The following is a 24,755-nucleotide window of genomic DNA, read 5'->3' as shown; positions in this document are numbered from 1 at the left end:
GGCCGGTCAGCGGTGCTGGACGCCCGGCCGGGCGCCGGGGGCGAGGGTCGGTTCGGTGACGGGGACGTCGCCGAGCGCCCGGTCGACAGCGGTCAGCAGGTCGTCGGACAGGTCCACGCCGGAGGCGCCGGCGTTGGCGTGGACCTGCTCGGGGCGGGAGGCGCCGGTGATCGCGGAGGCGACTTCGCCACGGCGCAGGACCCAGGCGAGCGCCAGCGTGGCCATGCTCATCCCGGCCTCCTCGGCGATCGGGACGAGCCGCTGGACCGCTTCCAGGGTGGCGTTGCTGTAGACGAGGTCCTTCGAGACGGCCATGTCGGCGGAGGCGAAGCGGCTGCCTTCCGGTACGGGCTGCCCGGGCTCGTACTTTCCGGTCAGGACGCCCTGGGCGAGCGGGGACCACACGATCTGCGAGATGCCGTGGGCGGCGCAGAGTCCGAAGACCTCGGCCTCGGGGGCCTGCCAGAGCATGGAGTACTGCGGCTGGGAGGAGACGAACAGGCCGGGGCCGGCGACGTCGACCGCGGCCTGGATCTGTTCGGGGGTCCACTCGCTGAATCCGATGTAGCGGGCCTTGCCCTGCTCGACGACCTTCCGGAACGCTTCGACGGTGTCCTCGACCGGCACGGTGGGGTCGAAGCGGTGCGCCTGGTACAGGTCGACGTAGTCGGTTTTGAGCCGGGTGAGGGAGGCGTCGATCTGCCGGGCGATCTGCGCCGGGGACAGGCCCTGGTCGGACGGGTCGTCCGACATCGGGAAGTAGACCTTGGTGGCCAGGACGTAGGAGTCGCGGGGGTGGGCGGAGAGGATCTCGCCCCATGCGGTCTCGGCGGCTCCCCGGCCGTAGATGTTGGCGGTGTCGAAGAAGTTGATGCCGGCGTCGAACGCCGCCTCGGTGCAGGCGCGGGTCGCGTCCGCCTCGATGCCGCCGGAGTAGGTGAGCCAGGACCCGAGGGAGATCTCCGAGACGTCCAGGTCCGAACTGCCGAGCTTGCGGTACCGCATGGGTGCTCCTTGCTCTCGTTGTCTTCCGGTGGTTCCCGGTGGGCGGGGGCGGGGGCGCCCGGTCCAGGATCACGCCGGGCCGGGGGCCGCCGCGAACTCGGCGGTCAGCCCCGCGCCGACGGCGGTGCCTGGAGTCCTTTCAGGAGCAGGGCGACCAGGCGGCGGGGGTCGTAGCGGGGGTCGTTGTCGGCGCCGACGCAGAGGTTGCCGATGCCGCGCATCAGTTCGTACGGCTCGACGCCGGGCCGGATCTCCCCCGCCTCGACCGCCGCGTCGAGCAGTTGCCCGGCGACGGGCAGCAGGCGGTCGAGGAAGTAGGTGTGGAGCGCGGCGAAGCCGCTGCCGTCCGGTTGCGGTGTGTCGGCGAGCCCGTGCTTGGTGACCAGGAAGTCGATGAAGAGGCCGATCCACTGGCGCAGCGCCGCGAGCGGTGAGCCGGCGTCGGCCAGCAGGCGCGGGCCCGCTTCGGCGCACTCCTCGACCTGGTGGCGGAAGACTGCGACGACGAGATCGGCCCGGGTCGGGAAGTGCCGGTAGATCGTCCCCATACCGACGCCCGCCCTGGCCGCGATCTCGCGGATCGGCGCGTCGACGCCGGAGGTCACGAACACCTCTGCGGCGGCGGCCAGCAGTTTCTGCTGGTTGCGCACCGCGTCGGCCCGCTTGCCCGGGCCCGGGCCCTGCGCCGGTCCGGTCTGGCCTGAAGTGGACACCGCTCTGTCTCCCTGCCTCTCGCCGCCGCTAAGCGGAACAATGTTCCGCATGCACTTGTGAAGCGGAACGACGTTCCGTATCGTAGCCGCCAGCCAACCGGAACAACGTTCCGTTTCGTTCCGGCCGATGCCGGACCCGTTCCGGCCGATGCCGGACCCAAGGAAGGCCGCACCCATGAGCGCATCCACCCCCACCGTCACCCCGCCGGCCCCCGTGCTCTCCTACAGCCCGGTGGTGCTGACCGTGCCCGGACGTCCCGTCGGCCTCCAGGTGCGCGTGACCGCACCGGCGACCGGGACCGGACTGCCCGTCGTCCTGCTCTCGCACGGACACGGCGGCTCGAACAACCTGTCCTCCCTCAACGGTTACGCGCCGCTCGCCCACCTCTGGGCCGCCTCCGGCTTCGCCGTCGTCCAGCCCACCCACCTCAGCTCCAGCACGCTCGCCCCCCTGCTCACGGACGCTCCCGGAGCGCCCTTCTTCCTGCGTTCCCGCGCCGAGGACATGACCCACGTCCTGGACCGTCTCGAAGTGATCGAGGACGCGGTACCGGGACTCGCCGGGCGCCTGGACCACGGCAGCGTCGCCGTGGCCGGGCACTCGCTCGGCGGTTTCACCGCGAGCCTCCTGCTGGGCGCCCGTTTCACCGACCCCGACGACGGCGGCGAGGTGCGCCTGTTCGAGCCCCGGATCAAGCGGGGCGTGCTGCTGGCCGCGCCCGGCCGGGGCGGTGACGCCCTGAACGGGTCCATGGCGGAACGGCTGCCGGCCTTCAGGACCCTCGACTTCTCCGCCATGACCACGCCCGCGCTGGTCGTCGCCGGGGACAAGGACGACTCGCGGCACTTCACGGACATGGGCCCGGCCTGGCACGCCGACCCGTTCCATCTGGCCCCGGCCCCCAAGACCCTGCTCACCCTGTTCGACGCGGAGCACGGGCTGGGCGGGATCGCCGGGTACGACGCCGCCGAGACGACGGACGAGCACCCCGGCCGGGTCGCCGCCCTCGCCCGGCTGACCTCCGCCTACCTGCGCAGCGCGTTCGACCCGGGCGACAGCGCGTGGCGGGACGCGCAGGACGCGCTGACCACCGGCCCGGACGCGTTCGGGCGGGTGGAGTCCAAGTAGGCGCACCCCTTCCGGGACTACTTGCGTTTGCGCCTATACCGCGCCTGCAACTATTGTCGGCGACCGTAAGGCGTGCGCGCATTGATCGCTCACGCCTGGAACGTACAACGGCCGCCTCGGACGGTGCGACGGGGGTACCCAGACGGGACGCCCTCGCACCCGGCGAGCGGCGCACTCCCGGAAGGACGGCACAGCAATGAACCCGACCCCGAACGTGACGCTGAACAACGGCATCGAGATGCCGCAGCTCGGCTTCGGTGTCTTCCAGGTCCCCGACGACGAGACCACCGCGGCGGTCACCACCGCGCTCCAGGCCGGGTACCGCAGCATCGACACGGCCGCGATCTACGGCAACGAGCGTGGCGTCGGCCGGGCCATCGCGGAGTCCGGCATCGCGCGCGAGGAACTGTTCGTCACCACCAAGCTGTGGAACGAGGACCAGGGCTACGACGCGGCCCTCGCGGCCTTCGACGCCTCCCTCGACAAGCTCGGCCTGGACTACGTCGACCTCTACCTCATCCACTGGCCCACCCCGGCCCGCGACCTCTACACCGACACCTGGCGGGCCTTCGAGAAGATCCTCGGCGAGGGCCGCGCCCGGGCCATCGGCGTCTCCAACTTCCAGGTGGCCCACCTGGAGCGGCTGATGGAGAACTCCGGCGTCACTCCCGCGGTCAACCAGGTCGAGCTGCACCCCGGCTTGCAGCAGGAGGAGCTGCGCGCCTTCCACGAGCGGCACGGCATCGCCACGGAGGCGTGGAGCCCGCTCGCGCAGGGTGCGGTCCTCGGCGACCAGGCGGTGACGGACCTCGCCGCGAGGTACGGCGTGAGCCCGGCACAGGTCGTGCTGCGCTGGCACCTCCAGATCGGCAACATCGTGATCCCGAAGTCGGTGACGCCCGAGCGCATCCGGCAGAACCTGGACGTCTTCGGCTTCGAGCTGACCGAGGAGGACCTGCGGAGCCTGGCCGCGCTGGACCGGGGCCTGCGGACCGGCCCGGACCCCGACACGTTCAACTGAGCGCCGTACCACCCCGCCCCCCACACCCGTACCTGTCGAGGAGGTTCGCCATGCACATCGACCTGACCGGCCGGACCGCGTTGGTCACCGGCTCCACCCAGGGCATCGGCCAGGCCATCGCCGTCGGCCTCGCCCGCGCCGGCGCGCGGGTGGTCGTCAACGGCCGCCGCGGTGAGACCGTCGAGAAGGCCGTGCAGGAGGTCCGGGCCGAGGCCGGCGCGGCCGACGTCGTGGGCGCCGCCGGCGATCTGGCGACCGCGGACGGCGCCCGGGCCGTGCTCGACGCCGTGCCCCGGATCGACATCCTCGTCAACAACCTCGGGATCTTCGGCGCCGCCCCGCCGCTGGAGATCGAGGACGCCGAGTGGGTCCGCTACTTCGAGGTCAACGTGCTGTCCGCCGTCCGGCTGATCCGCGCCTGCCTGCCCGGCATGCGGGAACGCGGCTGGGGCCGCATCGTGAACCTCGCCAGCGACTCCGCCGTGGTGATCCCGGCGGAGATGATCCACTACGGCATGACGAAGACGTCCCTGCTGGCGGTCAGCCGCGGTTTCGCCAAGGAGGCCGCCGGCAGCGGTGTCACCGTCAACTCCGTGATCGCCGGGCCCACGCACACCGGCGGCGTCGAGGACTTCGTCCGGCAACTCGTCGGGGACGAGCTGGGCTGGGAGGAGGCGCAGCGCGAGTTCATGGTCAAGTACCGGCCGCAGTCCCTGATCCAGCGGCTCATCGAGCCCGAGGAGATCGCCAACATGGTCGTCTACCTCAGCTCGCCGCACGCCTCCGCCACCACGGGGGGCGCGCTGCGGGTCGACGGCGGCTACGTGGACTCCATCCTGCCCTGACCCGTGTCCGCCCGCTCACGGGAGCTCCTGTTCCGCCCAGATGATCTTTCCGTCGGGTGTGTACCGGGCTCCCCAGCGATGGGCCAGCTGGGCCACCAGGAACAGCCCCCGGCCGCCCTCGTCGGTGCTGCGGGCGTGCCGCAGCCGCGGGGCGGTGCTGCTGCCGTCGGAGACCTCGCAGGTCAGGCGGGCGTCGCGGAGGAGGCGCAGCCGGATCGGCGGGGCCGCGTAGCGGATCGCGTTGGTGACCAGTTCGCTGACGATCAGCTCCGTCGTCACGGCCAGGTCCCCGAAGCCCCATGCCTCCACCTGGCGGGTGGCGCGGGTCCGGACGTCGGCGACGGCGGCCGGGTCCGCCGGGACGCCCCAGGAGGCCACCTGGTCGGGCCGTACCGTGTGCGTGCGGACCAGGAGCAGGGCGATGTCGTCGGACCGGGGGCCCGGGGCGACGCGCTGGACGGTGGTCCGGCACAGGGTGTCCAGGTCGGTGCCGGGACGGGCCAGGGCCTCGCCCAGCCGGGCCATGCCCGCCTCCACGTCGCGGTCGGCCGCCGCGATCAGGCCGTCGGTGTAGAGGCCGAAGAGGCTGTCCGGGGGCAGTTCGATCTCGCCCGTCTCGAATCCGATGCCGCCCAGCCCGAGCGGCGGACCGGCGGGCGGGGTGGGGAAGTCGACGTGTCCGTCCGGTGTGACGAGGACGGGCGGCGGATGGCCGGCCCTGGCCATCGTGCACCGCCGGGTGACGGGGTCGTAGACGGCGTACAGGCAGGTCGCCCCGAGGAACGCGCTCGCGCCGTCGTCGGCCGCCCCGTCGCCGGTCTCCTCCTCGCTGAGCCGGAGCACCAGGTCGTCGAGATGGGCCAGCAGGTCGTCGGGCGGCATCTCCAGGTCCGCGAGGGTCTGTACGGCGGTGCGCAGCCGGCCCATGCCCGCCGCCGCCGTGATGCCGTGACCGACCACGTCGCCGACCACGAGTCCCACGCGGGCACCGGACAGCGGGATCACGTCGAACCAGTCGCCGCCGACCCCGCCCGCCGGGCCCGCGGGCAGGTAGTGCGAGGCGACCTCCAGCGCGGTGCCGCCGCTCAGGGCGTGGGGCAGCAGACTGCGCTGGAGCGTGACGGCCGCCATGTGCTCCCGGCTGTAGCGGCGGGCGTTGTCGACGCACAGCGCCGCCCGCGCCACCAGTTCCTGGGCCACCAGGACGTCGTCGGGCTGGAACGAGACGGGGTTGACCGAGCGGACGAACGTGGTGAGGCCGAGGACCGTGTTCCGGGCCCGCATCGGCACGGAGATGAGGGAGTGCAGTCCGAACTCCCGGACGCTGCCGTCCCGGTCGGGCTCCAGGTCGTCGGCCGGGTCGAGCACCGGGACGAGCGTGGGCTCACCCCTGATCAGCATGCCGGGGTCGTGCGGCGGAGGCAGGAAGTCCACCCGGTCGCCGATCCGCGCCACGGCCTCCGGGCAGCCCTCCCGCACCGAACTCATCCCGGCGCGGCGCAGCACCGGCCGCGCCGGCGCCGGTCCCGCGCCGGTGGGCCGCGCCCCCTGTCCCGCCGTGCCGAGGACGGGCTCCAGGAGGTCGACGACGACGAAGTCCGCGAGGCGGGGCACGGTGAAGTCGGCCAGTTCCTGGGCCGTGCGCATCACGTCCAGCGTCCGGCCGATGCTGGCGCCGGCCTCGTTGACCAGCGACAGCAGCCGGCGGGCGTTCCACCGCTCGGTGACGTCCAGCACCATGCAGCAGACGCCGGTGACCGACTCGTCGGCGTCCACCAGGGGGAAGAAGGAGGTGGAGTAGGCGTGCCGGCGGTGGGGGTCGCACCAGCTCCATCCCACGTACTCGTAGTCGGTGACCGGGATCCCGGTCTCCAGGACCTTCCGCATCAGCCCTTCGAGGGTGTCGGTCCGCAGCCCGGGCAGCAGTTCGCTCAGCCGGCGGCCCAGCCGTTGTTCCCGGGGCACGCCGCCCAGGCGTTCCAGGGTGTCGTTCAGCCACACGTAGCGCAGCTGCCGGTCCACCACCGCCATGCCGACCGGCGAGCGGGTCAGGAAGCCGTCGAGGACCGACTCGCCCATGGACCAGCGCTGCCGTCGCTCGCGCGCCGAGACCAGGAAGCACTCGTCGCCGTGGATGCGGAAGACGCCGGACACCCGGAGGTCGACCTCGAACCGGTGGCCGTCGCGGTGCCGTACGGGGACGAGGCCGCTCCATCCCTTCCCGGCCCGGCACCGTTCGGCGATGCCGGCGACGCGCACGGGGTCCTCCGGCACGGCCGCCAGGCGCGCGGCGGACCGGCCGGTGACCTCCGCCGCCGGGTAGCCGAACAGGTCCTCGGCGCCCCGGGTCCAGCCGAGCACGAGGCCGCGGCCGGACAGCACGCCGGCGGCGTCGGAGGACGCGTCGAAGGGGTCGCGTGCGCCGGGGGGCGTGCGAGGATCGGAGCCGTTTCGCGCAGTATTCATAGGGTCCGCCCTTTACATGACTATGGTCCTGCTTGTGCGGTTGATACGCACGGTCCCGTGGGCGGGAAGCGGGGCTGTGTCGCCCCCGGGGAGGAGCGGGGGGAGCATGGAAGGGGCCGGGTCCGGCCGGGACCGGGGCCTGGGCCGGGCGCCGCCGGCCGGGACAGGAGGCTCAGGGATGACAGCCGAATCCTTCCCGTCCGACGACGGCGCCTACGACGCCGACCGGCCCCGGCGGACCAGCCTGCTGGACGTGCTCAGCGTGGCCGCGCTGGTCCTGGACACCGACGGGCGCATCGTGTTCTGGACCCCGCAGGCCGAGGACCTGTTCGGCTACTCCGCGCACGAGGCGCTCGGCAGACCGGCGGCCCGCCTGATCATCCACCCCGAGCACCTGCACGGGGTCGTCAAGCTGTTCGCGGAGGTCATGGAGACGGGCCGGAGCTGGGCCGGCGCGTTCCCCATCCGGCACAAGGACGGCAGCACACGCCTGACGGAGTTCCGCAACATGCGGCTGCTCGACGACCTCGGGGACGTCTACGCCCTCGGGCTCGCCGCCGACCACAGTCTGCTCCAGCGCGTCGAGACCGACCTCGCCCTGTGCGAGCGGCTGATCAACCAGTCCCCGATCGGTCTCGCCCTCATGGACCCCGACCTGCGGTACCTGCTGGTCAACCCGGCGCTGGAGCGGATCGACGGCATCCCCGCCGAGGACCACCTCGGCCGCGGGCTGCGGGAGACCCTGCCCTTCACCGACGTCGACACCGTCGAGTCCGCGCTGCGCCAGGTGCTCACCACCGGCACCCCGCTGCTCGACCAGTACCACGTGGGCCGGCCCCGCTCCGACCCCGAGCACGAGCACGCCTGGTCGCTGTCCTTCTACCGCCTGGAGGACCCGGGCGGGCGGGTGCTCGGCGCCGCCGCGTCGGTCGTCGACGTCACCGAACGGCACCGCGCCGCCGCCGAGGCGGACCGGGCCCGGCGCCGGCTGGCCCTGATCGCCCACGCCTCCACGCGCGTCGGCACCAGCCTGGAGGTGGAGCAGACCGCCGCCGAGCTGGCCGACATCGCCAGCCGGGAACTGGCCGACGTGGTCGCCGTGGACGTACTCGACTCCGCCCTGGCCTGCCGCCGCGTGCGCGAGCCGGCGGGCGGCCCGGAGCTGTTCCGCGCCCTCGCCCTGAGCGCGGCCCACCCCACCGTGGCGCTGCGCGCGGCCGACAACCCCGGTGACCTCGCCTCCTACGACGGGGACCGCCTGGTCACGCTGTGCGTGCACACCGGCCGGCCGGTCCTGGTGCGACACGTCGGCGAACGCGATCTGCGGCGGATCGCCCGGGACGCCGAGGCCGCGGCGCTGCTCGCGCGCTCCGGCGTCCACTCGTACCTCGCCGTGCCGCTGATCGCCCACGGCGAGGTGCTGGGCGCCCTCGACCTCAAACGCACCCGCACTCCGGCCCCGTTCGACGAGGACGACGTCATCCTGGCCGGCGAGCTGGCGAGCCGTGCCGCCGTCGCCATCGACAACGCCCGCTGGTTCCAGAGCGTGCGCAACACCGCGCTGACCCTCCAGCGCAGCCTGCTCCCCGACCACCCGCCGCACCACACCGGCCTGCTCCTGGCCTCCCGCTACCAGCCGGCGCAGGCCACCAGCGAGGTGGGCGGCGACTGGTACGACGTCATCCCCCTCACCGGCGACAAGACCGCCCTGGTCGTCGGGGACGTCATGGGCAACGGCATCGACGCCGCCGCCACGATGGGCCGGCTGCGCACCGCCACCTGCGCCTACGCGGACCTGGACCTGGACCCGGGCGAGGTGCTCCAGCACCTGGACAAGATCACCTGCGATCTGGAGCACTACATCGTGACGTGTCTCTACGCCGTGTTCGACCCGCACACACGACAGTGCCGCATGGCCAACGCGGGACACATGCCGCCCGCGCTGGCCCGCCCCGGCGAGGAGGCGAGGCTGCTCGACCTGCCCTGCGGTGCCCCGCTCGGTGTCGGCGGCATCCGGTTCGAGACCGCCACGGCCGAGCTGGGGCCCGGCGACCTGCTCGTGCTCTACACCGACGGCCTCGTCGAGACCCGGCAGCACCCGATCGACGACCGGCTGAACGCCCTGCTCGGTTTCCTCGACGCACCCGAGCGCCCCCTGGAGGAGACCTGCGACCTCCTGCTGTACGGCCTGCGGCACCCCGACGACCACGACGACGTGGCCCTGCTCGTGGCGCGGGCCCTGTAGCCGCGGCACGCGGGGGCAGACAGCACGGCGGCAGGTGGTCCCCCCGCCCGCCTAGGCCCCGTCGGCTCGCGTGAACCCGTGGCTCCGCTCCACCTTCGCCACATGCAGTGTGTAGCTCTGGTACCACTCGGCTCGCCCGCGCTGTTGCGCCGCGCGGTGCTCGACGTCGGTCCGCCACCGGGTGAGGGCGTCGGCGTCGCGGAAGTAGCCGACGGTGATGCCCAGTCCGCCAGGGGTCTGCGCGTGGTCCATCCCCAGGAACCCGGGGACGTCCTTCACCAGCTCCTCCATACGCGCGTTGGTCTCGCTGTAGCCGCTCTGGTCCGGGGTGCGCACCGTGGTGAAGACCGCCACGTAGTAAGGGGGTTCATAGGCCCCGACGGGCATGACGGGCGCTGCCGCGTGATCGCTCATGGCACCATCGTGCGGCGGGACGCGCCGCCGCGCGTACACCTCCATCTCGATCTTCATCCGCGGGTCGGAGAGACCGCACACGAGCATCGTGGCGGCCGGCCGGACGTCCCCGAAGCAGCGGCGCAGGACCGGCCAGCAGGGCTCGAAGTCCTCGCGGTCGGGCAGCAGGTAGCGCACCCGCACCACGTCGGCGAAGGTGCACCCCGCCTCGGCCAGCGCGGCCTCGATGTTGCGCAGGCACTGCTCGGCCTGCACCACCACGTCGTCGGAGATCGTCATGGTGGTGTAGTCGAAGCCGGTCGTCCCGGACACATGCACCCAGTCGCCGTCGACCACGGCGCGGGCGTAGCCGATCTGCTCCTCGAACGTCGAGCCGCTGAGGACCGCGTGTCGCTCTGTCATGCGCCGAACGCTAGGTGACCAGCACAGACACGTCTAATACAGCCGGAGGCATGGCCTGATATCTCTGGGCGTATGGAGCGCCCCGAACTCGCCCTCCCGCAACTGCACGCCTTCGTCGTGCTCGCCGAGGAACTGCACTTCGGCCACGCGGCCGCCCGCCTGGGCATCGCCCAGCCGCCGCTGAGCCAGCAGATCCGCCGCCTGGAGGACAAGGTCGGGCACGCGCTGTTCACCCGGGAACCGGGGCGCGTCACGCTCACCCCGGCCGGCCGCGCACTGCTGCCCGCCGCCCGGCGGGCACTGACCGACCTCGCGGACGGCCTGGCCACGGCCAGGGCCGTCGGCGGCGGCCGGGCCGGCCGCCTGCGGATCGGCTTCGCCGCCTCCCTCGCCCTGACCGTCCTGCCCGGACTGCTGCGCACGTTCCGGCAGCGGTTCCCCGGCGTGCACCTGGACATCCGCGAGATGACCACCGCTCCGCAGATCGCCGCCCTGCACGACAAGACCATCGACATCGGTCTGCTGCGCGAACCCCCCGCCGACGAGACGGAACTCGGCTTCCGTACGGTACTCAGCGAGCCCTTCGTGGCCGTGCTGCCGTCCGCCCATCCCCGGGCCGCGCACCGGACCGTACGGCTCGCCCAGCTGGCGGACTCGCCCTTCGTGCTGCTGCCCCGCACGGCCGGCCCGACACTGTACGACCAGATCGTCGGCCTGTGCGCGGCGGCCGGCTTCACACCGCGGATCGCCCAGCACGCGGTGGAGTGGAACACCGTGTGCGCCCTGGTGGAAACCGGCCTGGGCGTCTCCCTGGCCCCGGCGAGCATCCGGCGCATCCGCCTCGAAGGCGTCGCCTTCCGCAGGATCGAACCCGGCACCGCCCGTACCCGAGTCGCCGTCGCCTGGCGTGCCGGCGACCGCAACCCCCTGGTCGCACACCTGCTGTCGACCATCAGCCAGGATCCGCCGGACAGACCTGCACGGCGACGCCGGCCGTCCTGAACGCGCCAGGGACGCCTGCCGTCAGAGGGCGCCTCCCGCCTCGTCGTGGAAGACCTCCGGCCAGTACCGGTAGTCGTCCGGGCCGGGCGACGCCTCCACGACAGGAGCCGCCACTGACAACGGCGGCCCACGGTGTCACGCATATGCCTCTGCCATAATCCGGAGATGTCGAGCCGAGACACGATCCAGTACGACCCCGACGCCGGTCTGCTCATGATCCCGGGCGATCCGGCCGAGGACCACGCCCTGGGGTTCGCGGTCTTCGACGACTGCGTCCCCGCCCTGCGCGCGTTCGTCCTGAGCCGGCTGCGGAAGGAGAGCGTCAGGCCGGCACCGCGCGAGGCGGAGTGCGACGCCGTCATACCCGTACGCGTGAGTCTCGTCCCCCGGCCCGACAACGACTACGACACGCGTGCCGTATCCGTCGCCGCCCCGCCCGAGGACGGCGGGTCCGTTCTCGACCGGCACCTGGGCTACCTCTACGGCAGTGCCCTGGACGTCACCGGTGAGAGCATCCGCAGGCTCACCGAGGAGACCGGCACGCCCGTCGGCTGCCACGGGTGGATCGAGCTCCACGACCTGGAGAGCGACAGCCGTTTCGACGAGGAGGAGTGCGACGACTTCCACGGCGACCAGGGCGACGGACACGGCGGGGCCGGCGCGGACTGGCGGCCCAGCCGCCGCGAGCCGGTGTCGTGGGCGGAGCAGAAGGCCGTCGGGTACGCGGTCGGTCCGGTACGGCTCCTGCTGCCCGGGCGGCGGACCGTACGCGCCCTCGTGGACGCGTACCTGGCGGAGCACGCCACGGCCCCGGACGCGCGGCAGGAGACTCCGGCCGGTGTCGAGCGGGGCCTGCGCCGGGCGCTGGCCGAGCGGCTCGCCATCCGGCTGCGGGCCGGCCTGAGCCACCGGGCCGCCGGCGGGTCCTGGGGGCGGGAGACGGAGCGGGACCGCGCGCGGCGGCGCCGGGACGCCGGGGCACGGTCGCTCCCGGAGTCCTGGGAGACGTACCGGAACGCGGCGCACGGCCGGCGCGGCCTGCGTGCCGTCACCCGTTCCGTCTTCCACCACACCCGGATCCTCGTCCTGGACGAGTCGGGTGTGGAGATCGGGCAGTACCACGAACCGGACGGCCCGCTCACCCTCGTCGACGAGCGACTGCGCGCCGAGGCGCTCGACGCGCTGCGCGCGCACGGGGTGGACGTGGACGCGCCCGTGGACCTGGCCGCTCTCGGCGCCTTCCCGGACGCGGTCGTGGTCGTGGGCCGGGGCACGTGGTCGATCCGGCTCCCGCAGCCGGGGTCGGCACGGGACGCGCTCGCCGAAGCCGGCTGGTTCGACCCGGACTCGGGGACGCTCACCGTGTACGCGGCGCCGCTCGCCGAGGCGTTGACGGTGCTGCTGCGCCGGCACGGAGTGCGGCCGCTGCTAGTGACGTGGGGCGCACCGCCCGCGGAGGTGGAACGGCACAACGCCCGGGCCGCGTTCGCGCCGGGCGCCGTCAGCCCGGTCAGCCGCTCCAGCCGGGTGACGGACGCCGTGCAGCGGCTGGTGCCGGAGCCCCACCGCCGCTGGCTCGACGCGAGGCCCGGCGGGACGGCCACCGCGACGGCCGGGAGCACGCTGCCGCCGCTCGCCGACGACGCGGCGGAGAACCCGTACTACCGGCGCGCCCTGGAAGCGCTGTTCGGGGCCCCGGTGGACCTGGCGCAGCGCGGGCCGTGCCGGCTCTGCGGGCGCTCCGCCCAGTCGGCGCGCCCGGGGCTCTTCTACTGCCACGGCTGCTGTGCCCTCGCGAGGAACGGGGTGCTGCGGGACACCGGCGAGGACGGCGCGTGGACGGAGGCGGTCGTGTACGCGCTGCGCCGGCTCGCCGGGACCGAGTTCTCCGGGCCGCCGTCCCTCGCCCAACTCGACCGCGTCAGCGTCCCGTTCGAGCGCCCCGGCCTGGTCGACGAGGCGATGCTCTGCCGTTTCCTGGTGCCGCGCCCCGCCTCCGCGCTGCTGAGCGCGCGGCCGGCGCGCCCGGCCCGCACCTGGACGGAGTGGCTGGCGCACGCGGGGCTTCTCACGGACGGGGTCCGTACGTCGATGGGTACGGCGACCAGGGCGACGGACGGGCATCTGTGCCGTTCCCTGTTCGAGCGGCACGTGGACGACTTCCTCCACCACTGGGGCGTGGCCCACGAGCCGGAGCCCGCCTACCCGCGCCACCCGGAACTCAACACGACCGGTCTGCGGGCGGACTGGCGCCTGGCGGACGGCACGTTCGTCGAGGCGCTGGGTCTGCTGACGAGGGAGGCGTACGCGGCGAAGGTCACGCGCAAGCGGGAGCTGGCCCGCCGGCACGGCCTGCGTCTCGTCACGGTCACGGCCGAGGACCTGGACCGGCTCCCGGAGATCTTCGCAGCCTGGCTCCCGAACACCCCGGCCACCACGGACTGACGCGGTCCTCGCGGGGCGGCCACTCCAGAGTCGGCGACGCCGGCACCGGGTCCGAGCCGCCGCCCGGCCGGCGCGACCATCCCCGCGCCGGCTTCGGCGCCGGTGACGACGGCACCGCGGTCGCGCAGGGCCGGGGCCGTCGTGTGTGGAGTTACGCCGCCTCGGGTCGCGCGGCGGGCGTACCCGGGGCGGGCTCCTGCGCGTCGTACGGGAGCCGGCTCTCGTCCTCCCCGAAGTCGGGAGCCTGGAAGGGGTTCGTCGCCGGCGGCGGCGATGCCGCGGCGGGGCGGCGGGGTTGCCCTTCCAGGGCGGAGAACAGCGACGTCGATTCGATGGGAGGTCTCTCTTTCGTCACAGGACCCTGAGGGGCCCTGGTGTGCCGTGACCGGGCACAGCGGTCCTACAGCTTGGTCATCTTGGCGTACGGGCTCAGGATCCGCAATTGCTCCGGGCCGAAGTCCACGAGCGCCGCGATTCCGTCCTCGACGCCGATCACCCGACCGAGGCCGTACACGTCGTGTGTGACCTGGTCACCGACGGCGAAGTGCTTGGGAGCCCGTACGGCGGGGGCCTTGAAGGGGCTGGTGGGCAGATGACGCTTGGGTGCAGCAGGCTGGGTCATGCCTCAGTATGCGCCCACGGGGCACCCGTTCGCTGTGGCCGTGGGCACAGATCCAGACAGGAATACCGGTGTCACGCCGCTGACCTGCGGTTTTGAAATCAACGACCTGCGGATTTCAGTCCTGGCGAGGCGAGATCGAGGGCATCCCGGCGAGCAACGACTCCGTTTCGGTCCACAGTTGCCGTTGGACGTCCTCGCCGCGGCCGGGCTCGGGGCACCGCAACGGCTCGGCGTCGCGTACGGAGAAGTAGCCGCCGGTGGTGTGCGCGAACGCCGGGTCGGTCGCCAGGCGGACGATGATCCCCGCGCCCTTGCTCGGGTCGCCGATCCGCAGGACGTCCAGGACGCGCCGCAGCGCGGCGGAGCCGGGCAGGTCGCGGCCGAGACCGGTGGCGTTGAAGCCCGGGTCGCAGCAGTTCACCGTGACCTTCGTGGCGTCCAGGCGCCGGGCCAGTTCCCGCGTCCACATGATGGTCATCAGCTTGGTCCGGCCGTACCGGGCCATCGACTCACGCCGCGTGTAGGGGGTGGTGTCCCGCAGGTCCCTGGCCGGCGTGATGCTCCCGGCCCGCCGGGAGGCCTCGGAGGCGACGTTCACGATCCGCGCCGGCGCGGAGGCCAGGAGCGTGTCCGTCAGCGCCTGGGTCAGGACGAACGGGCCGACGTGGTTGACGGCGGTCATCTCCGCCAGCCCCTCGGCCGTGACGCGCTGGGAGAACGCGTGCAGGCCCGCGTTGTTGACCAGTACGTCCAGCCGCGCGTACCGCGCGGCGATCTCCCGGCCCGCCCGGCGGGCCTGTGCGACGACCCCGAGGTCCGCGAGGAAGACGTCGGCGTGCGCGGCGCCCCCGGTCGCCTCCCCCAGCTCGGCGAGCAGCGCTCCGGCCCTGTCCGGGGAGCGCGCCACGATGCCGAGGCCGTAGCCGCGGCGGGCGAGCTCCAGGGCGGCGATCCGGCCCAGCCCGGAGGTCGCGCCGGTGATCACAGCAACGGGACGGGTCACCGTTCCCCCATTCGTGAGGTACCTCATCAATGACGTGTGGGACGATACCCCACGTCATGAGCAAGCACGAGACAGCGCCGCCCACCGGCCCCGACCCCGCGGACGTGGGCCTGCGGTTCCTGGGCGTCGCCCACCAGGTCCGCACAGCGGTCGATCAGCACATGGCGGCGGCCGGCCTGTCCCTGGCCCGCACCAAGCTGCTGCGGCTCCTCGCCCGGCGCGGCGCTCTCCATCAGGCCGAACTCGCCGAGGCGCTCGGCCAGGCGCCCCGCTCCGTCACCCAGGCCGTCGAAGCCCTGGAACGCCTGCGGCTGGTCACCCGGACCCCCGATCCCGTGGACCGCCGGCGCAAGACCGTCGCGCTGACCGAGCAGGGCCACGCGGCCCTCGCCGCCGGCGAGCAGGCGGGCACCCGGATACTCCGGCGCATCTTCGGCGCCCTCGACGCCCGTCAGCTCACGCGCCTGGAACAACTCCTCACGGACGCCGCCGAAGCCACCCTGCGCGGCGACACCCGCTGACCTCCCGCCCCGCGCGCCCCCCGTCGGCGGCACGTCACCGGTCCGGGGACGCCCCGCCTCAGGACGGCGACGGGAGCGGCGGCGGCGACGGAGGCGGTGGGTCCGCTTCGAGGGCCGCCGCGCGCAGGGCGGCTGCCACACGTATGACCGGCTCCGTCGGCGGATGGGGCAGCCGCGCCAGGAGCACGCGCCGCTGTTCCTGGGGCCCGCCGCGGACCGGGAGGACGCGGACACCCGGTGGCGCGGCGGCGGCGAGGGCGGCCGGCACGGTGGTCAGCCCGCAGCCGGCGGCCACGAGGTGGAGCTTGGCGAGCCAGTCCCGCGCGATGTGGGCGATCTCCGGCCGCTCGTCCAGGCCCGGCCACACCCCCATGAGCTGGTCCTCGCCCGAGGAGGCCCCCGCGATCCAGCGTTGCCCGCGCAGGTCGGCCACGTCGACGAAGTCGCCGCGGGCCAGCGGATGGCCGGCGGGCACCGCCAGGCACAGCGCGCGTTCGGTGAGGGTCCGCACGACCAGCGGGGGTGACTCGGCGTCCGGCGGCCGGAACGGCGGCGCGGACGCGAGCAGGGCCAGGTCGATGCTGCCGGCCCGCAGGGCGCGCACCAGCGCCGGGGTGCTCCCCTCGCGGCCGACGACCCGGAGGCCGGGGTCGGTGCGGCGCAGTGCCGTGAGGGCGCGCGGCAGCAGGACGGCGCCGGCGCTCGGGTACCAGCCCAGGCGGACCGTCGCGGCCTGCCCGGGCAGGCCCGACAGCTCCCTGGCGGCCGCGTCGATCTCGTCCAGCACGACCGTCGCCCGGCGCATGACGACGCGGCCGGCCGCGGTGAGCCGTACGCCGGCGCGCCGCCGTTCCAGCAGCTCGGCGCCCGCGGCGCGTTCGAGCGCGGCGATCTGCCGCGACACCGCCGACTGGGTGTAGCCCAGCGAGGCGGCGGCCGCCGTGAAGGTCCCCCGCTCGGCGACGGCACGGAAGACGCGCAGCGCGGTGAGTGACACATCCGTGAAGTCCATGATGTGTCCGGATGCTAGGGCCTGTGGTGCGGGTCGTCCCGGCGTCGCGGGCCCGGCCGCGCCCGGATTCGCCGGACTCGTGGCTACGGCGCCCTGGCCCGTCAGGGGTCAGGTCGCGGGGGCGGCGGCGGTGCGCAGCAGTGTCAGGGTCGTGTCGAGCGCCGCTTCCAGGTGTCCGATGGCGCCGGTGGACATCAGGATGGTCACGCCGCCCTGTACGGCGGCGACGAGTGCGGCCGCCGTCCGGTCGGCGTCCAGCCGCCGGTCGACCTCGCCGCTGCTCTGCATGTGCCGGATGCCGGTGCGCAGGGCCGACTGCCACTGGTCGATCAACTGGCCCGTGAGTGCCTGTGCGGCCGGGGTGCTGCGGCCCAGCTCGGTGATCAGCACGCCGAGCGGGCAGTCGACGCCCTGCTGTTCGTACCGGCGTACGACCGCGTCGCGCCACTCGTGCCAGGCCGCCCACGTGGTCAGGTCGCTGAGGTGCGGTTCCTGGTCCTCCAGGACGCGTTCGGCCTCGCGGGCGGCCACCGCGAGCAGCAACTCCTCCTTCCCGCCGGGGAAGTAGTGGAAGATCTGGCTCTTGCTGGTGGCGGTGCGGGACCGGATGTCGTCGAGTGTCGTCCCGGCAGCGCCCCGCTCGCGGATCTCCTCGGCCGCGCCCTCCACGATGCGGCGCCGGGTGGCCATGCCCTTGGCGGTCAGCCGCGGTGCGCTCCGGCCGCTCCTGTCCACGTGCCCTCCTCAGCCCCACGCTGGACCTGTGGGTCCATTTTATGCGAGGGGGCGCACATGCCGTCCGTTTCGCCTCGCCGTCCATTCAACGCTCCGGTGCGGCCCCGCGAGCGGTACGCGGTCGTGCACGGCGAGCCGGGACCCGACAACCTGCGCGCGACGCTCGCCCTGCGCTGACCCCTCCGCTGACCCCTCCACGCCGCTCCGCGGCACCCGGCGCGACGGCCCCGCATGGCCCCGGTTAACCTGGTCACCAGCGGCAGCCCGGATCGGGTGGTCGCGTGGCGGTGGGGCTCGCCGCACCCGAACCGCGGCACCGACGCCGCCGACAGTCCCTGCTTGTGAGCACACGCGCCCGCACGCCGGGCGGCCGCACGAGTAGGAGACGCGCGTCCATGAGAGCTCACCGCGATCAGATCACGGAGCCCGCGGTGTCCGGCGCCGGTCCGTCCGCGCCCGCGCGGCGCCCCGGACTCGCCGGCGGCCAGGCGCCGGTGATCGCGGTGGTCGCGGCCGGCGGCGCGCTGGGGGCCGTGGCCCGCTACGGCGCCTCCCTGCTGTGGCCGACCGCCGCCGGTGCCTTCCCCTGGACCACCCTCACGGTGAACGCGACCGGCTGCGCGGTGATCGGTGCCTTCATGGTCGTCATCACGGAGGTGTGGGCCGCGCACCGGCTGGTACGCCCCTTCTTCGGCACCGGCGTCCTGGGCGGCTTCACGACCTTCTCGACCTACTGCGTCGACATCCAGCAGCTGGTGCGGAGCGGTCACGCCCGCACCGGCCTGGCCTACCTGGCCGCCACCGCGCTCGCCGCGCTCGCGGCCGTGTGGCTCGCGGCGGCGGCGACCCGCTGTCTGATCGCGTGGAGGAGGACGAGATGACCCGGCTGCACGGCTCCGCGCTCCGCCTGACCGTCTTCGTCGGCGAGGGCGACACCTTCCGTCACAAGCCGCTCTACGGCGAGATCATCCAGCGCGCCCACGAGGCCGGGCTGGCCGGAGCGAGCGCGTTCAGGGGCATCGAGGGCTACGGCGCCTCCTCCCTGATCCACACCAGCCGCCTGCTGTCGCTCAGCGAGGACCTGCCCGTGGCGGTGGTCATCGTGGACGACGCGGCCCGCGTCCGCGCCTTCCTGCCCCAACTGGACGACCTGGTCACGAACGGGCTGGTGGTCCTCGACGAGTGCGAGGTCATCCGCTACGTCGGGCGCGTGAAGGAGGAGCGGGCGAAGTGAACTGGCTCCTCGTCATCGCCGGTGCCGTGGTCGGAGCGCCGCTGCGGTACCTGACCGACCGCGCCGTACAGGCCCGGCACGACACCGGCCTGCCGTTCGGCACCTTCCTCGTCAACGTGACCGGCTGCCTGATCCTCGGGCTGCTGTCCGGCGCGGTCACCTACGGGGCCGCCTCCCACTCGGTGCAACTGCTGATCGGCACCGGGTTCTGCGGAGCGCTCACGACCTACTCGACCTTCTCCTACGAGACGCTGCGGCTGGCCGAGACCGGCGCCAGGTTCTTCGCCGCCGTCAACGTGATCGCCAGCGTGGTCACCGGCCTCGGCGCCGTGTTCATCGGCACCGCCGTCGCCCAGGCGGCGTGGTCCTGAACGCGACGGGCGGGCGTGGCGGTCAGCTCGAACGGGGCCAGGCGCGCAGCAGGGCGGCGATCGCCGGCGCGGTGCACAGGGGGTCCCGCAGGAGGTCGCGCAGGGCCACGGCGTCGTCGTGGGTGGGCTTGACCGGGATGCCGGAGGCTTCCAGGTACATCACGCCCGTCGCCGCGGCGACGGCCATGTTGGAGCGCTCCAGCCAGCGGCAGCGGCCCAGGACGTGCACCAGGGCGGCGGCGCGGGCGAAGGGGCCGTCGTAGACGGGCCGTTCCAGCAGTTCCGCTCGGTGGCAGGCGACGGCGGCCACCGGCACGCCGTAGTCCTCGGGGGCCGGGTCCCGTGCGCCGGCCAGCTCCGCGACCTCCAGGATCCAGGGGACGTCGACGTACAGCTCCATCAGGCGGCGTGCGCGCCCGGGGTGCCCCGGTCCGCGTCCTCGGCCGCGTCGAAGACGGCCTGGTGCTCGTCGAGGAAGCGGCGGGCGGCGTCCATGCCGCGCTCCCGCAGACCGCCGGTGTCGTCCCGTACGAGGGAGGCGATGTAGTCGCCGACGCTCATTCCACGGTCCCGGGCCCGGGACCGGGCCAGTTCCGCGATCTCCTCGTCGACGCGCGCGCCCAGCTGTGTCTTCGCCATACCCCGAAGGTAACAGCTGTTACCAGGCTGGGGGCGCTTTTCCGGAGGGGTGGGGGCCGGGGGTACCGCACACATGACAAAGGCAAGGAGGTCACCCACCCACTCCTTGCCACTCTCAACATATAGCGCACAGGGGGCCTTGCGGCAAGGCCCCCGTGGCGTTGCACAATCTCCGGCCTCGACCAGAACCTGCGGAAACGGGGGGCCTTGAATGATCGACGTGCTCGTGGTCGGCGGCGGACCGACCGGCTTGATGCTGGCCTGCGAACTGCGGCTGCACGGCGTACACGTGGTGGTGCTGGAGAAGCTGGCCGAGCCGTCCGAGCAGTCCCGCGGGCGCGGTCTGCACGCGCGCAGCGTGGAGATCATGGACCAGCGCGGGCTGCTCGAACGGTTCCTGGCGGCCGGTGAGAAGTTCCGCGTCGGCGGGCTCTTCGGCGGTGTCATGAAGCCGTGGCCGGAGCGGCTGGACACGGCTCATCCGTACGGCCTCGCCATCTCGCAGCAGGCCACCGAGCGGCTGCTGAACGAGCGCGCCCTGGAGACCGGTGCCGAGATCCGGCGCGGCCGGGAGCTGGTCGGGCTGAGCCAGGACGCGGACGGGGTGACGGCCGGACTGGCCGACGGCACACGGCTGCGCTCGCGGTACCTCGTCGGGTGCGACGGCGGCCGCAGTACGGTGCGCAAGCTGCTCGGCGTCGGCTTCCCCGGGGAGCCGTCCAAGGTCGAGACGCTGCTGGGCGACATGGAGGTGACCGAGGATCCGGCGACGATCGCCGCCGTCGTCGCGGAGGTCCGCAAGACCCAGCTCCGGTTCGGCGCCATTCCCGACGTCGACGGGAACAAGGGGGTGTACCGCATCGGCGTCCCCGCCGACGGGGTGGCCGAGGACCGTACCACCGCGCCGACCTTGGAGGAGTTCACGGCGCGGTTGCGGGCGGTCGCGGGCACCGACTTCGGGGCGCACTCCCCGCGTTGGCTGTCGCGCTTCGGTGACGCCACCCGGCAGGCCGAGCGCTACCGGGCCGGCCGGGTGCTGCTGGCCGGCGACGCGGCGCACATCCACCCGCCGACCGGCGGCCAGGGGCTCAACCTCGGTGTCCAGGACGCGTTCAACCTCGGCTGGAAGCTGGCCGCCGAGGTGGCCGGCTGGGCGCCGGAGGACCTGCTGGACAGCTACCACGCCGAACGGCACCCGGTGGGCGCCGCCGTACTGGACAACACCCGTGCGCAGATGACGCTGCTGGGAACCGATCCGGGCGCGACCGCGCTGCGCGAACTGTTCGGCCGGCTGATGGACTTCGAGGAGGTGAACCGGTACGTCACCGGCATCATCACCGCCGTCGACGTCCGTTACGACCTCGGGGAGGGGCACGACCTGCTCGGCCGGCGCCTGCGGGACGTCCCACTGAAGCGGGGCCGCCTCTACGGGCTGCTGCACGGCGGCCGCGGCCTGCTGCTCGACCAGACCGGCCGGCTCTCGGCGGCGGGCTGGGCGGACCGGGTCGACCATGTCTGCGACGTCAGCGAGGAGCTGGAGGTGCCCGCGGTACTGCTGCGGCCGGACGGCCATGTCGCCTGGGCCGGCCAGGACCAGCGGGACCTGCGCGAGCACCTGACCCGGTGGTTCGGGGCCGCCGTGGAGTGAGCGGGCGGGCGCGGTCCCGGCGCGTACGGCGCCTCCCGGCTGCGCCCGATCCTCCCCCGGCGTCAGCGGTTGACGAAGGTGAGGCTGGTGGCGTCGTAGCGGCTGCCCGCGACGTGCCCGGGGGGCCGCGGCCTCGATCGCGGCGACGTCCTCGGCGGACAGCCGGAGGTCCAGCGCCGCGAGGTTCTCCTCCAGATACCGCTGCCGCCGGGTGCCGGGGACCGGCACCACGTCGTCGCCCCGGTGCCGCAACCGGGCCGGGGCCGGCTGCCCGGCGGAGGCCGAGCCGCCGCGGCTCCGGAGACCGGGTGGACCCCCTGCGCCCGGATGGTCCCCGCGGCGGCCTCGGACAGCCCCAGGTACCGCACCTCGCCGGCCCGCACCGGCTCGGTCATGGCCCCGGCAGTCGCCCCGATCCGGTGCCGGCAGCAGAGGTCGATGTGGTCGACCCCGGCCCGGCGCAGGCAGGCGGTGTCGCCGCGGAGCGGGGTGGGCTCGCCCAGGCCCTTGGCGAAGCCGGACTTGGTCGCCGGCACCGCCTCGTCGCGCCGCCCGGCGATGGCCCGCCCGATCAGTTCCCCGTGGTGCCCGGCGCCGTGGAAGTGTGACCCCGAGTCCCCGGGCGGAGACCGCCGGTTCGCCCAGGTACCGGGTGGGGACGTCGGTCATACCGCTGTCGCCGATACGGCAAGGCCGGCCTCCTTACAGGCCCACGTCGCGGCTGCGGATGTCCGCCAGGGACTCGCGGCGGACCAGCAGGCGGGCGAGACCGGCGCGCACGGCGACCACGGGCGGGCGGCCCACCAGGTTGTAGCCGGAGGCCATGGACAGCTGGTAGGCACCGGCCACGGGTACGGCGAGCAGGTCGCCGGGACGGATGTCCGCGGGGAGTTCCACGCCGGCGGCCAGGACGTCGCCCGCCTCGCAGTGCCGGCCCACCACGGTCACCCGGGCCGGGGCCGCGGTGCCGCCCCGGCCGATCAGCCGGGGCGCGTACGAGACGCCGTACAGGGCAGGGCGCGGGTTGTCGCTCATACCGCCGTCCACGGCCACGAACACCGTCTCGCCCGTGCGCTTCACCGCCAGGACGCGGTAGACGGCGACGCCGGCGGGTCCGGCGATCGCCCGGCCCGGCTCGATGAGCAGCCGGGGCACGGGGAGGCCGGCCGTCGCGCAGGCACCGGCGAGTTCCGCGCGGACCCTGCGGGCCAGCGCCGTGAGGTCCAGGGCCTCCTCACCGGGGCGGTAGGCGATGCCGTGGCCGCCGCCGAGGTCCAGTTCGGGCAGGATCAGGCCGTGCTGGTCGCGCAGGCGGGTCATCAGACCGACCAGGCGGCGTACGGCGACGAGGTACGGCTTGACGCTGGTGATCTGCGAGCCCACGTGGCAGTGCAGACCGGTGAGTTCGAGCTGCGGCTGGTCGAGGATGCGGGCGATGGCGTGCTGGGCGTAGCCGTCGGCGATCGACAGGCCGAACTTCTGGTCGCCGGTGCCGGTGCGGATCTTCTCGTGGCCACCCGCGCTGATGCCGGGCACGACCCGGACCATGATCTTCTGGTGGCCGTCCGGGCCGACGGCGGCGGCCAGCCGGGCGATCTCGGCGGGACTGTCGATGACGATGCGGCCGACGCCCAGACGCAGGGCGGTGTCCAGCTCGCGCGGGGACTTGGCGTTGCCGTGCAGCACGATCCGCTCGGGCGGGAAGCCCGTGGTGACGGCGAGTTCGAGCTCACCGGCCGAGCAGACGTCCAGGCCGAGGCCCTCCTCGGCCACCCAGTGGGCCATCGCCCGGCAGAGGAACGCCTTGGCCGCGTACAGGACGTCGGCGTCGGGGAAGGCGTCCCGGTAGGTACGGCAGCGGTCGCGGACCTCGGCCTCGTCCAGGACGTAGACGGGGGTGCCGAAGCGGTCGGCGACCTCGGCGAGCGGTACGCCGCCCACGTGGAGGTCGCCCGGGCGGGGCTCGGTGGCCGAGGCGGGCCACACCGACAGGTCGGCCGGCGTGGTCAGGGCGCCGGGATCGTGAACGGTGGTCATGGGGTGCTCCCTCTCAGCCGATCCGTACTGCCGGAGCCGGCGCCGGTTCCGGCGTCGTGGTCCCGGCCCGGCCGGGGGCCGGGGCGGTGAGCCGTGGGTCCACCGTGACGGTGGTGACGCCGAGCGGCGCGGTCAGCGCGCGCAGCGCGGGCTCGGCGAGCCGGATCCACGCCTGGCCGGCGCCGAGGGTGGCGGTCAGCCGGCTCGCGGAGGTGAAGCCCACGGCGGTGCGGTCGCCGAGCGGGGTGCGGAAGAGCCGGGCCGCACAACCGGAGGGACCCGGCCGGACCGGGACGTACAGGGGTCCGGCCGGGGACGGATCGGAGGGTTCGGCGTCGTCGTCGCCGTGGCGGAGTTCTGTCATGGGGGGCCTCCCGGGAGACAGGAAGTGGTGGCTGGGACGCCCCGGCCGCGGGGAGGCGGCCGGGGCTCGTCGCCGACGGTATGCCCGGTCTCCGGCGGGCGCGGCGGGTCCTGACGGGACGCTGACGGTGGTCCGGGCGACCTTGACGGGTTGCTGACACCCCTGGCGGGAGGGCGCGGCAGGTGGTGTCAGAGGCGCATCAGGAAGTGCTGGACGGGCTGTTCGTGGCCCTCGCGGGGAGGTGTGCTGGCAGCGGTTGCGCGGGGTCGCCGTCCGGGAGACCCCGCCGTCGTCCAGGAGGTGAGAGCGATGCCCGGGTCCCGCACACCCTCGGCAGCTCGCGTCGTGGTGGGAGTGAGCGGTTCGCCGGGCAGTCTGACAGCCCTCCGCCGGGCCGCAGACGAGGCCCAGCGCCGGGGGGCGGAGCTGTGGCCCGTGCTGGCCTGGGAGCCGCCCGCCGGAGATCTCTTCGCGCGCAGGTCCCCGGCCGCGGCCGTCATGCTCCCGCAGTGGGAACTGCTGGCGCGGGAAAGGCTGCTCAGGGCACTGTGCGACGTGTTCGGCGGTACGCACACGGGAGTGCCCGGACAGGCGCTCGTCGCCCGGGGAGCCCCGGGGCCGGCGCTGGTGCGGACCGCCGACCGCCCGGACGACGTCCTCGTGGTCGGCGCCGGGGCGCGCGGCCGCCTGCACCGCGCGCTGTGGCCGTCGGTCGGCCGCTACTGCCTCGCCCGTGCCGCCTGTCCCGTCCTCGCGGTGCCGCCGTCCCCGCTCCAGCGGGCGCTGACGACCGCGCACCGCCGGAACGCCCTGCGGCTGCGGCTGGACACCGGCCGTGTGGAGAGGGAGTTCGAGACGGCGCGCCCCGACGACTGACTCCCC

General features: G+C 73.9%; 24 protein-coding genes and 2 pseudogenes. 12 read left to right on the top strand and 14 right to left on the bottom strand.

Going from position 1 to position 24,755, the window contains the following annotated elements; all coding sequences use genetic code 11:
• Nucleotides 1-6 precede the first annotated feature (6 nt).
• Nucleotides 7-1,005, bottom strand: a complete 999-nt coding sequence (locus AB0947_RS30555) for an aldo/keto reductase family protein (protein ID WP_366753583.1) — start codon at nucleotides 1,003-1,005, stop codon at nucleotides 7-9.
• Between the two features lie 104 nt (nucleotides 1,006-1,109).
• Nucleotides 1,110-1,769, bottom strand: coding sequence for a TetR/AcrR family transcriptional regulator (locus AB0947_RS30550; protein WP_366753582.1), 660 nt, complete (start codon nucleotides 1,767-1,769; stop codon nucleotides 1,110-1,112).
• 124 nt (nucleotides 1,770-1,893) lie between these two features.
• On the opposite strand from AB0947_RS30550, the gene AB0947_RS30545 reads away from it, so the two are divergent.
• The 3 genes from AB0947_RS30545 to AB0947_RS30535 all read left to right on the top strand — a co-directional run bounded on the left by AB0947_RS30545 (nucleotide 1,894) and on the right by AB0947_RS30535 (nucleotide 4,713).
• Nucleotides 1,894-2,847 carry a chlorophyllase gene (locus tag AB0947_RS30545; RefSeq protein ID WP_366753581.1) on the top strand — a complete coding sequence of 318 codons (954 nt, stop codon included), beginning with the start codon at nucleotides 1,894-1,896 and terminating at the stop codon, nucleotides 2,845-2,847.
• Between the two features lie 196 nt (nucleotides 2,848-3,043).
• Entirely contained in the window at nucleotides 3,044-3,868 is an 825-nt protein-coding gene (locus AB0947_RS30540; protein ID WP_366753580.1) for an aldo/keto reductase, read from the top strand.
• Between the two features lie 50 nt (nucleotides 3,869-3,918).
• Nucleotides 3,919-4,713 carry an SDR family oxidoreductase gene (locus AB0947_RS30535; protein WP_366753579.1) on the top strand — a complete coding sequence of 265 codons (795 nt, stop codon included), beginning with the start codon at nucleotides 3,919-3,921 and terminating at the stop codon, nucleotides 4,711-4,713.
• 15 nt (nucleotides 4,714-4,728) lie between these two features.
• On the opposite strand, the gene AB0947_RS30530 is transcribed toward AB0947_RS30535, so the two are convergent.
• Entirely contained in the window at nucleotides 4,729-7,179 is a 2,451-nt protein-coding gene (locus tag AB0947_RS30530) for a SpoIIE family protein phosphatase (RefSeq protein ID WP_366753578.1), read from the bottom strand.
• A 178-nt stretch (nucleotides 7,180-7,357) separates the two neighbouring features.
• Between AB0947_RS30530 and AB0947_RS30525 the strand changes: the two genes are divergently transcribed.
• Nucleotides 7,358-9,424, top strand: a complete 2,067-nt coding sequence (locus AB0947_RS30525; RefSeq protein WP_366753577.1) for a SpoIIE family protein phosphatase — start codon at nucleotides 7,358-7,360, stop codon at nucleotides 9,422-9,424.
• A 51-nt stretch (nucleotides 9,425-9,475) separates the two neighbouring features.
• Here AB0947_RS30525 and AB0947_RS30520 read toward each other — a convergent pair whose 3' ends face one another.
• Together AB0947_RS30520 and AB0947_RS30515 are read right to left on the bottom strand one after the other, a co-directional pair.
• On the bottom strand, nucleotides 9,476-9,838 hold the full coding sequence (locus tag AB0947_RS30520) for an antibiotic biosynthesis monooxygenase (RefSeq protein WP_366753640.1): 363 nt from the start codon (nucleotides 9,836-9,838) through the stop codon (nucleotides 9,476-9,478).
• 39 nt (nucleotides 9,839-9,877) lie between these two features.
• Nucleotides 9,878-10,240 (bottom strand): annotated as a pseudogene (locus AB0947_RS30515) (RidA family protein); the annotation flags it as partial.
• 72 nt (nucleotides 10,241-10,312) lie between these two features.
• Between AB0947_RS30515 and AB0947_RS30510 the strand changes: the two are divergent.
• On the top strand, nucleotides 10,313-11,242 hold the full coding sequence (locus AB0947_RS30510) for a LysR family transcriptional regulator (RefSeq protein WP_366753576.1): 930 nt from the start codon (nucleotides 10,313-10,315) through the stop codon (nucleotides 11,240-11,242).
• A 165-nt stretch (nucleotides 11,243-11,407) separates the two neighbouring features.
• Complete coding sequence (locus tag AB0947_RS30505; RefSeq protein ID WP_366753575.1) at nucleotides 11,408-13,687, top strand: hypothetical protein; 2,280 nt, start codon at nucleotides 11,408-11,410, stop codon at nucleotides 13,685-13,687.
• Nucleotides 13,688-14,087: 400 nt separating this feature from the next.
• Here AB0947_RS30505 and AB0947_RS30500 read toward each other — a convergent pair whose 3' ends face one another.
• Together AB0947_RS30500 and AB0947_RS30495 are read right to left on the bottom strand one after the other, a co-directional pair.
• A complete protein-coding gene (locus tag AB0947_RS30500; RefSeq protein ID WP_225809492.1) occupies nucleotides 14,088-14,309 on the bottom strand; it encodes a hypothetical protein in 222 nt (73 codons plus the stop codon).
• Between the two features lie 115 nt (nucleotides 14,310-14,424).
• A complete protein-coding gene (locus AB0947_RS30495; RefSeq protein ID WP_366753574.1) occupies nucleotides 14,425-15,312 on the bottom strand; it encodes an SDR family NAD(P)-dependent oxidoreductase in 888 nt (295 codons plus the stop codon).
• A gap of 56 nt (nucleotides 15,313-15,368) precedes the next feature.
• On the opposite strand from AB0947_RS30495, the gene AB0947_RS30490 reads away from it, so the two are divergent.
• Nucleotides 15,369-15,833, top strand: a complete 465-nt coding sequence (locus AB0947_RS30490) for a MarR family transcriptional regulator (RefSeq protein ID WP_366753573.1) — start codon at nucleotides 15,369-15,371, stop codon at nucleotides 15,831-15,833.
• Between the two features lie 58 nt (nucleotides 15,834-15,891).
• Here the strand turns inward: AB0947_RS30490 and AB0947_RS30485 are convergent, their stop codons facing one another.
• Nucleotides 15,892-16,845 carry a LysR family transcriptional regulator gene (locus tag AB0947_RS30485; RefSeq protein ID WP_366753572.1) on the bottom strand — a complete coding sequence of 318 codons (954 nt, stop codon included), beginning with the start codon at nucleotides 16,843-16,845 and terminating at the stop codon, nucleotides 15,892-15,894.
• Between the two features lie 108 nt (nucleotides 16,846-16,953).
• Nucleotides 16,954-17,535 (bottom strand): TetR/AcrR family transcriptional regulator, encoded by a 582-nt coding sequence (locus AB0947_RS30480; protein WP_366753639.1) that lies wholly within the window; start codon nucleotides 17,533-17,535, stop codon nucleotides 16,954-16,956.
• A gap of 440 nt (nucleotides 17,536-17,975) precedes the next feature.
• On the opposite strand from AB0947_RS30480, the gene AB0947_RS30475 reads away from it, so the two are divergent.
• Genes AB0947_RS30475 through crcB form a run of 3 tightly spaced genes read left to right on the top strand, consistent with a single transcriptional unit; the run spans nucleotide 17,976 to nucleotide 19,185 of the window.
• Entirely contained in the window at nucleotides 17,976-18,461 is a 486-nt protein-coding gene (locus tag AB0947_RS30475) for a CrcB family protein (protein WP_366753571.1), read from the top strand.
• Entirely contained in the window at nucleotides 18,458-18,814 is a 357-nt protein-coding gene (locus tag AB0947_RS30470; RefSeq protein ID WP_366753570.1) for a DUF190 domain-containing protein, read from the top strand. Before AB0947_RS30475 ends, AB0947_RS30470 begins: the two co-directional genes overlap by 4 nt.
• Entirely contained in the window at nucleotides 18,811-19,185 is a 375-nt protein-coding gene (gene crcB / locus AB0947_RS30465; RefSeq protein ID WP_366753569.1) for a fluoride efflux transporter CrcB, read from the top strand. The genes AB0947_RS30470 and crcB overlap by 4 nt, the downstream gene beginning before the upstream one ends.
• Before the next feature lie 22 nt (nucleotides 19,186-19,207).
• Here crcB and AB0947_RS30460 read toward each other — a convergent pair whose 3' ends face one another.
• The gene (locus AB0947_RS30460) at nucleotides 19,208-19,585 is read right to left on the bottom strand and encodes a fic family toxin-antitoxin system, toxin component (RefSeq protein WP_366753568.1); all 378 of its coding nucleotides are present in this window, start codon (nucleotides 19,583-19,585) and stop codon (nucleotides 19,208-19,210) included.
• Nucleotides 19,585-19,824 (bottom strand): hypothetical protein, encoded by a 240-nt coding sequence (locus AB0947_RS30455; protein WP_366753567.1) that lies wholly within the window; start codon nucleotides 19,822-19,824, stop codon nucleotides 19,585-19,587. Before AB0947_RS30455 ends, AB0947_RS30460 begins: the two co-directional genes overlap by 1 nt.
• A 211-nt stretch (nucleotides 19,825-20,035) precedes the next feature.
• On the opposite strand from AB0947_RS30455, the gene rox reads away from it, so the two are divergent.
• On the top strand, nucleotides 20,036-21,472 hold the full coding sequence (gene rox, locus AB0947_RS30450) for a rifampin monooxygenase (RefSeq protein WP_366753566.1): 1,437 nt from the start codon (nucleotides 20,036-20,038) through the stop codon (nucleotides 21,470-21,472).
• Nucleotides 21,473-21,534: 62 nt separating this feature from the next.
• Here rox and AB0947_RS30445 read toward each other — a convergent pair.
• The 3 genes and pseudogenes from AB0947_RS30445 to AB0947_RS30435 form a co-directional block, all read right to left on the bottom strand.
• Nucleotides 21,535-22,141: pseudogene (locus AB0947_RS30445) on the bottom strand (hypothetical protein).
• 33 nt (nucleotides 22,142-22,174) lie between these two features.
• Entirely contained in the window at nucleotides 22,175-23,509 is a 1,335-nt protein-coding gene (lysA, locus tag AB0947_RS30440; protein WP_366753565.1) for a diaminopimelate decarboxylase, read from the bottom strand.
• 13 nt (nucleotides 23,510-23,522) lie between these two features.
• Nucleotides 23,523-23,873, bottom strand: coding sequence for an SAV_915 family protein (locus tag AB0947_RS30435; RefSeq protein WP_366753564.1), 351 nt, complete (start codon nucleotides 23,871-23,873; stop codon nucleotides 23,523-23,525).
• A gap of 309 nt (nucleotides 23,874-24,182) precedes the next feature.
• On the opposite strand from AB0947_RS30435, the gene AB0947_RS30430 reads away from it, so the two are divergent.
• Nucleotides 24,183-24,749 carry a universal stress protein gene (locus AB0947_RS30430; protein ID WP_366753563.1) on the top strand — a complete coding sequence of 189 codons (567 nt, stop codon included), beginning with the start codon at nucleotides 24,183-24,185 and terminating at the stop codon, nucleotides 24,747-24,749.
• Nucleotides 24,750-24,755: the final 6 nt, after the last annotated feature.

It is taken from the genome of Streptomyces sp. NPDC047841 (assembly GCF_040704085.1).
Classification (GTDB): Bacteria; Actinomycetota; Actinomycetes; order Streptomycetales; family Streptomycetaceae; genus Streptomyces; species Streptomyces argyrophylli.
Note: the sequence above shows the minus strand (reverse complement) of the source record. Positions and strands in the feature narration are given on the sequence as shown.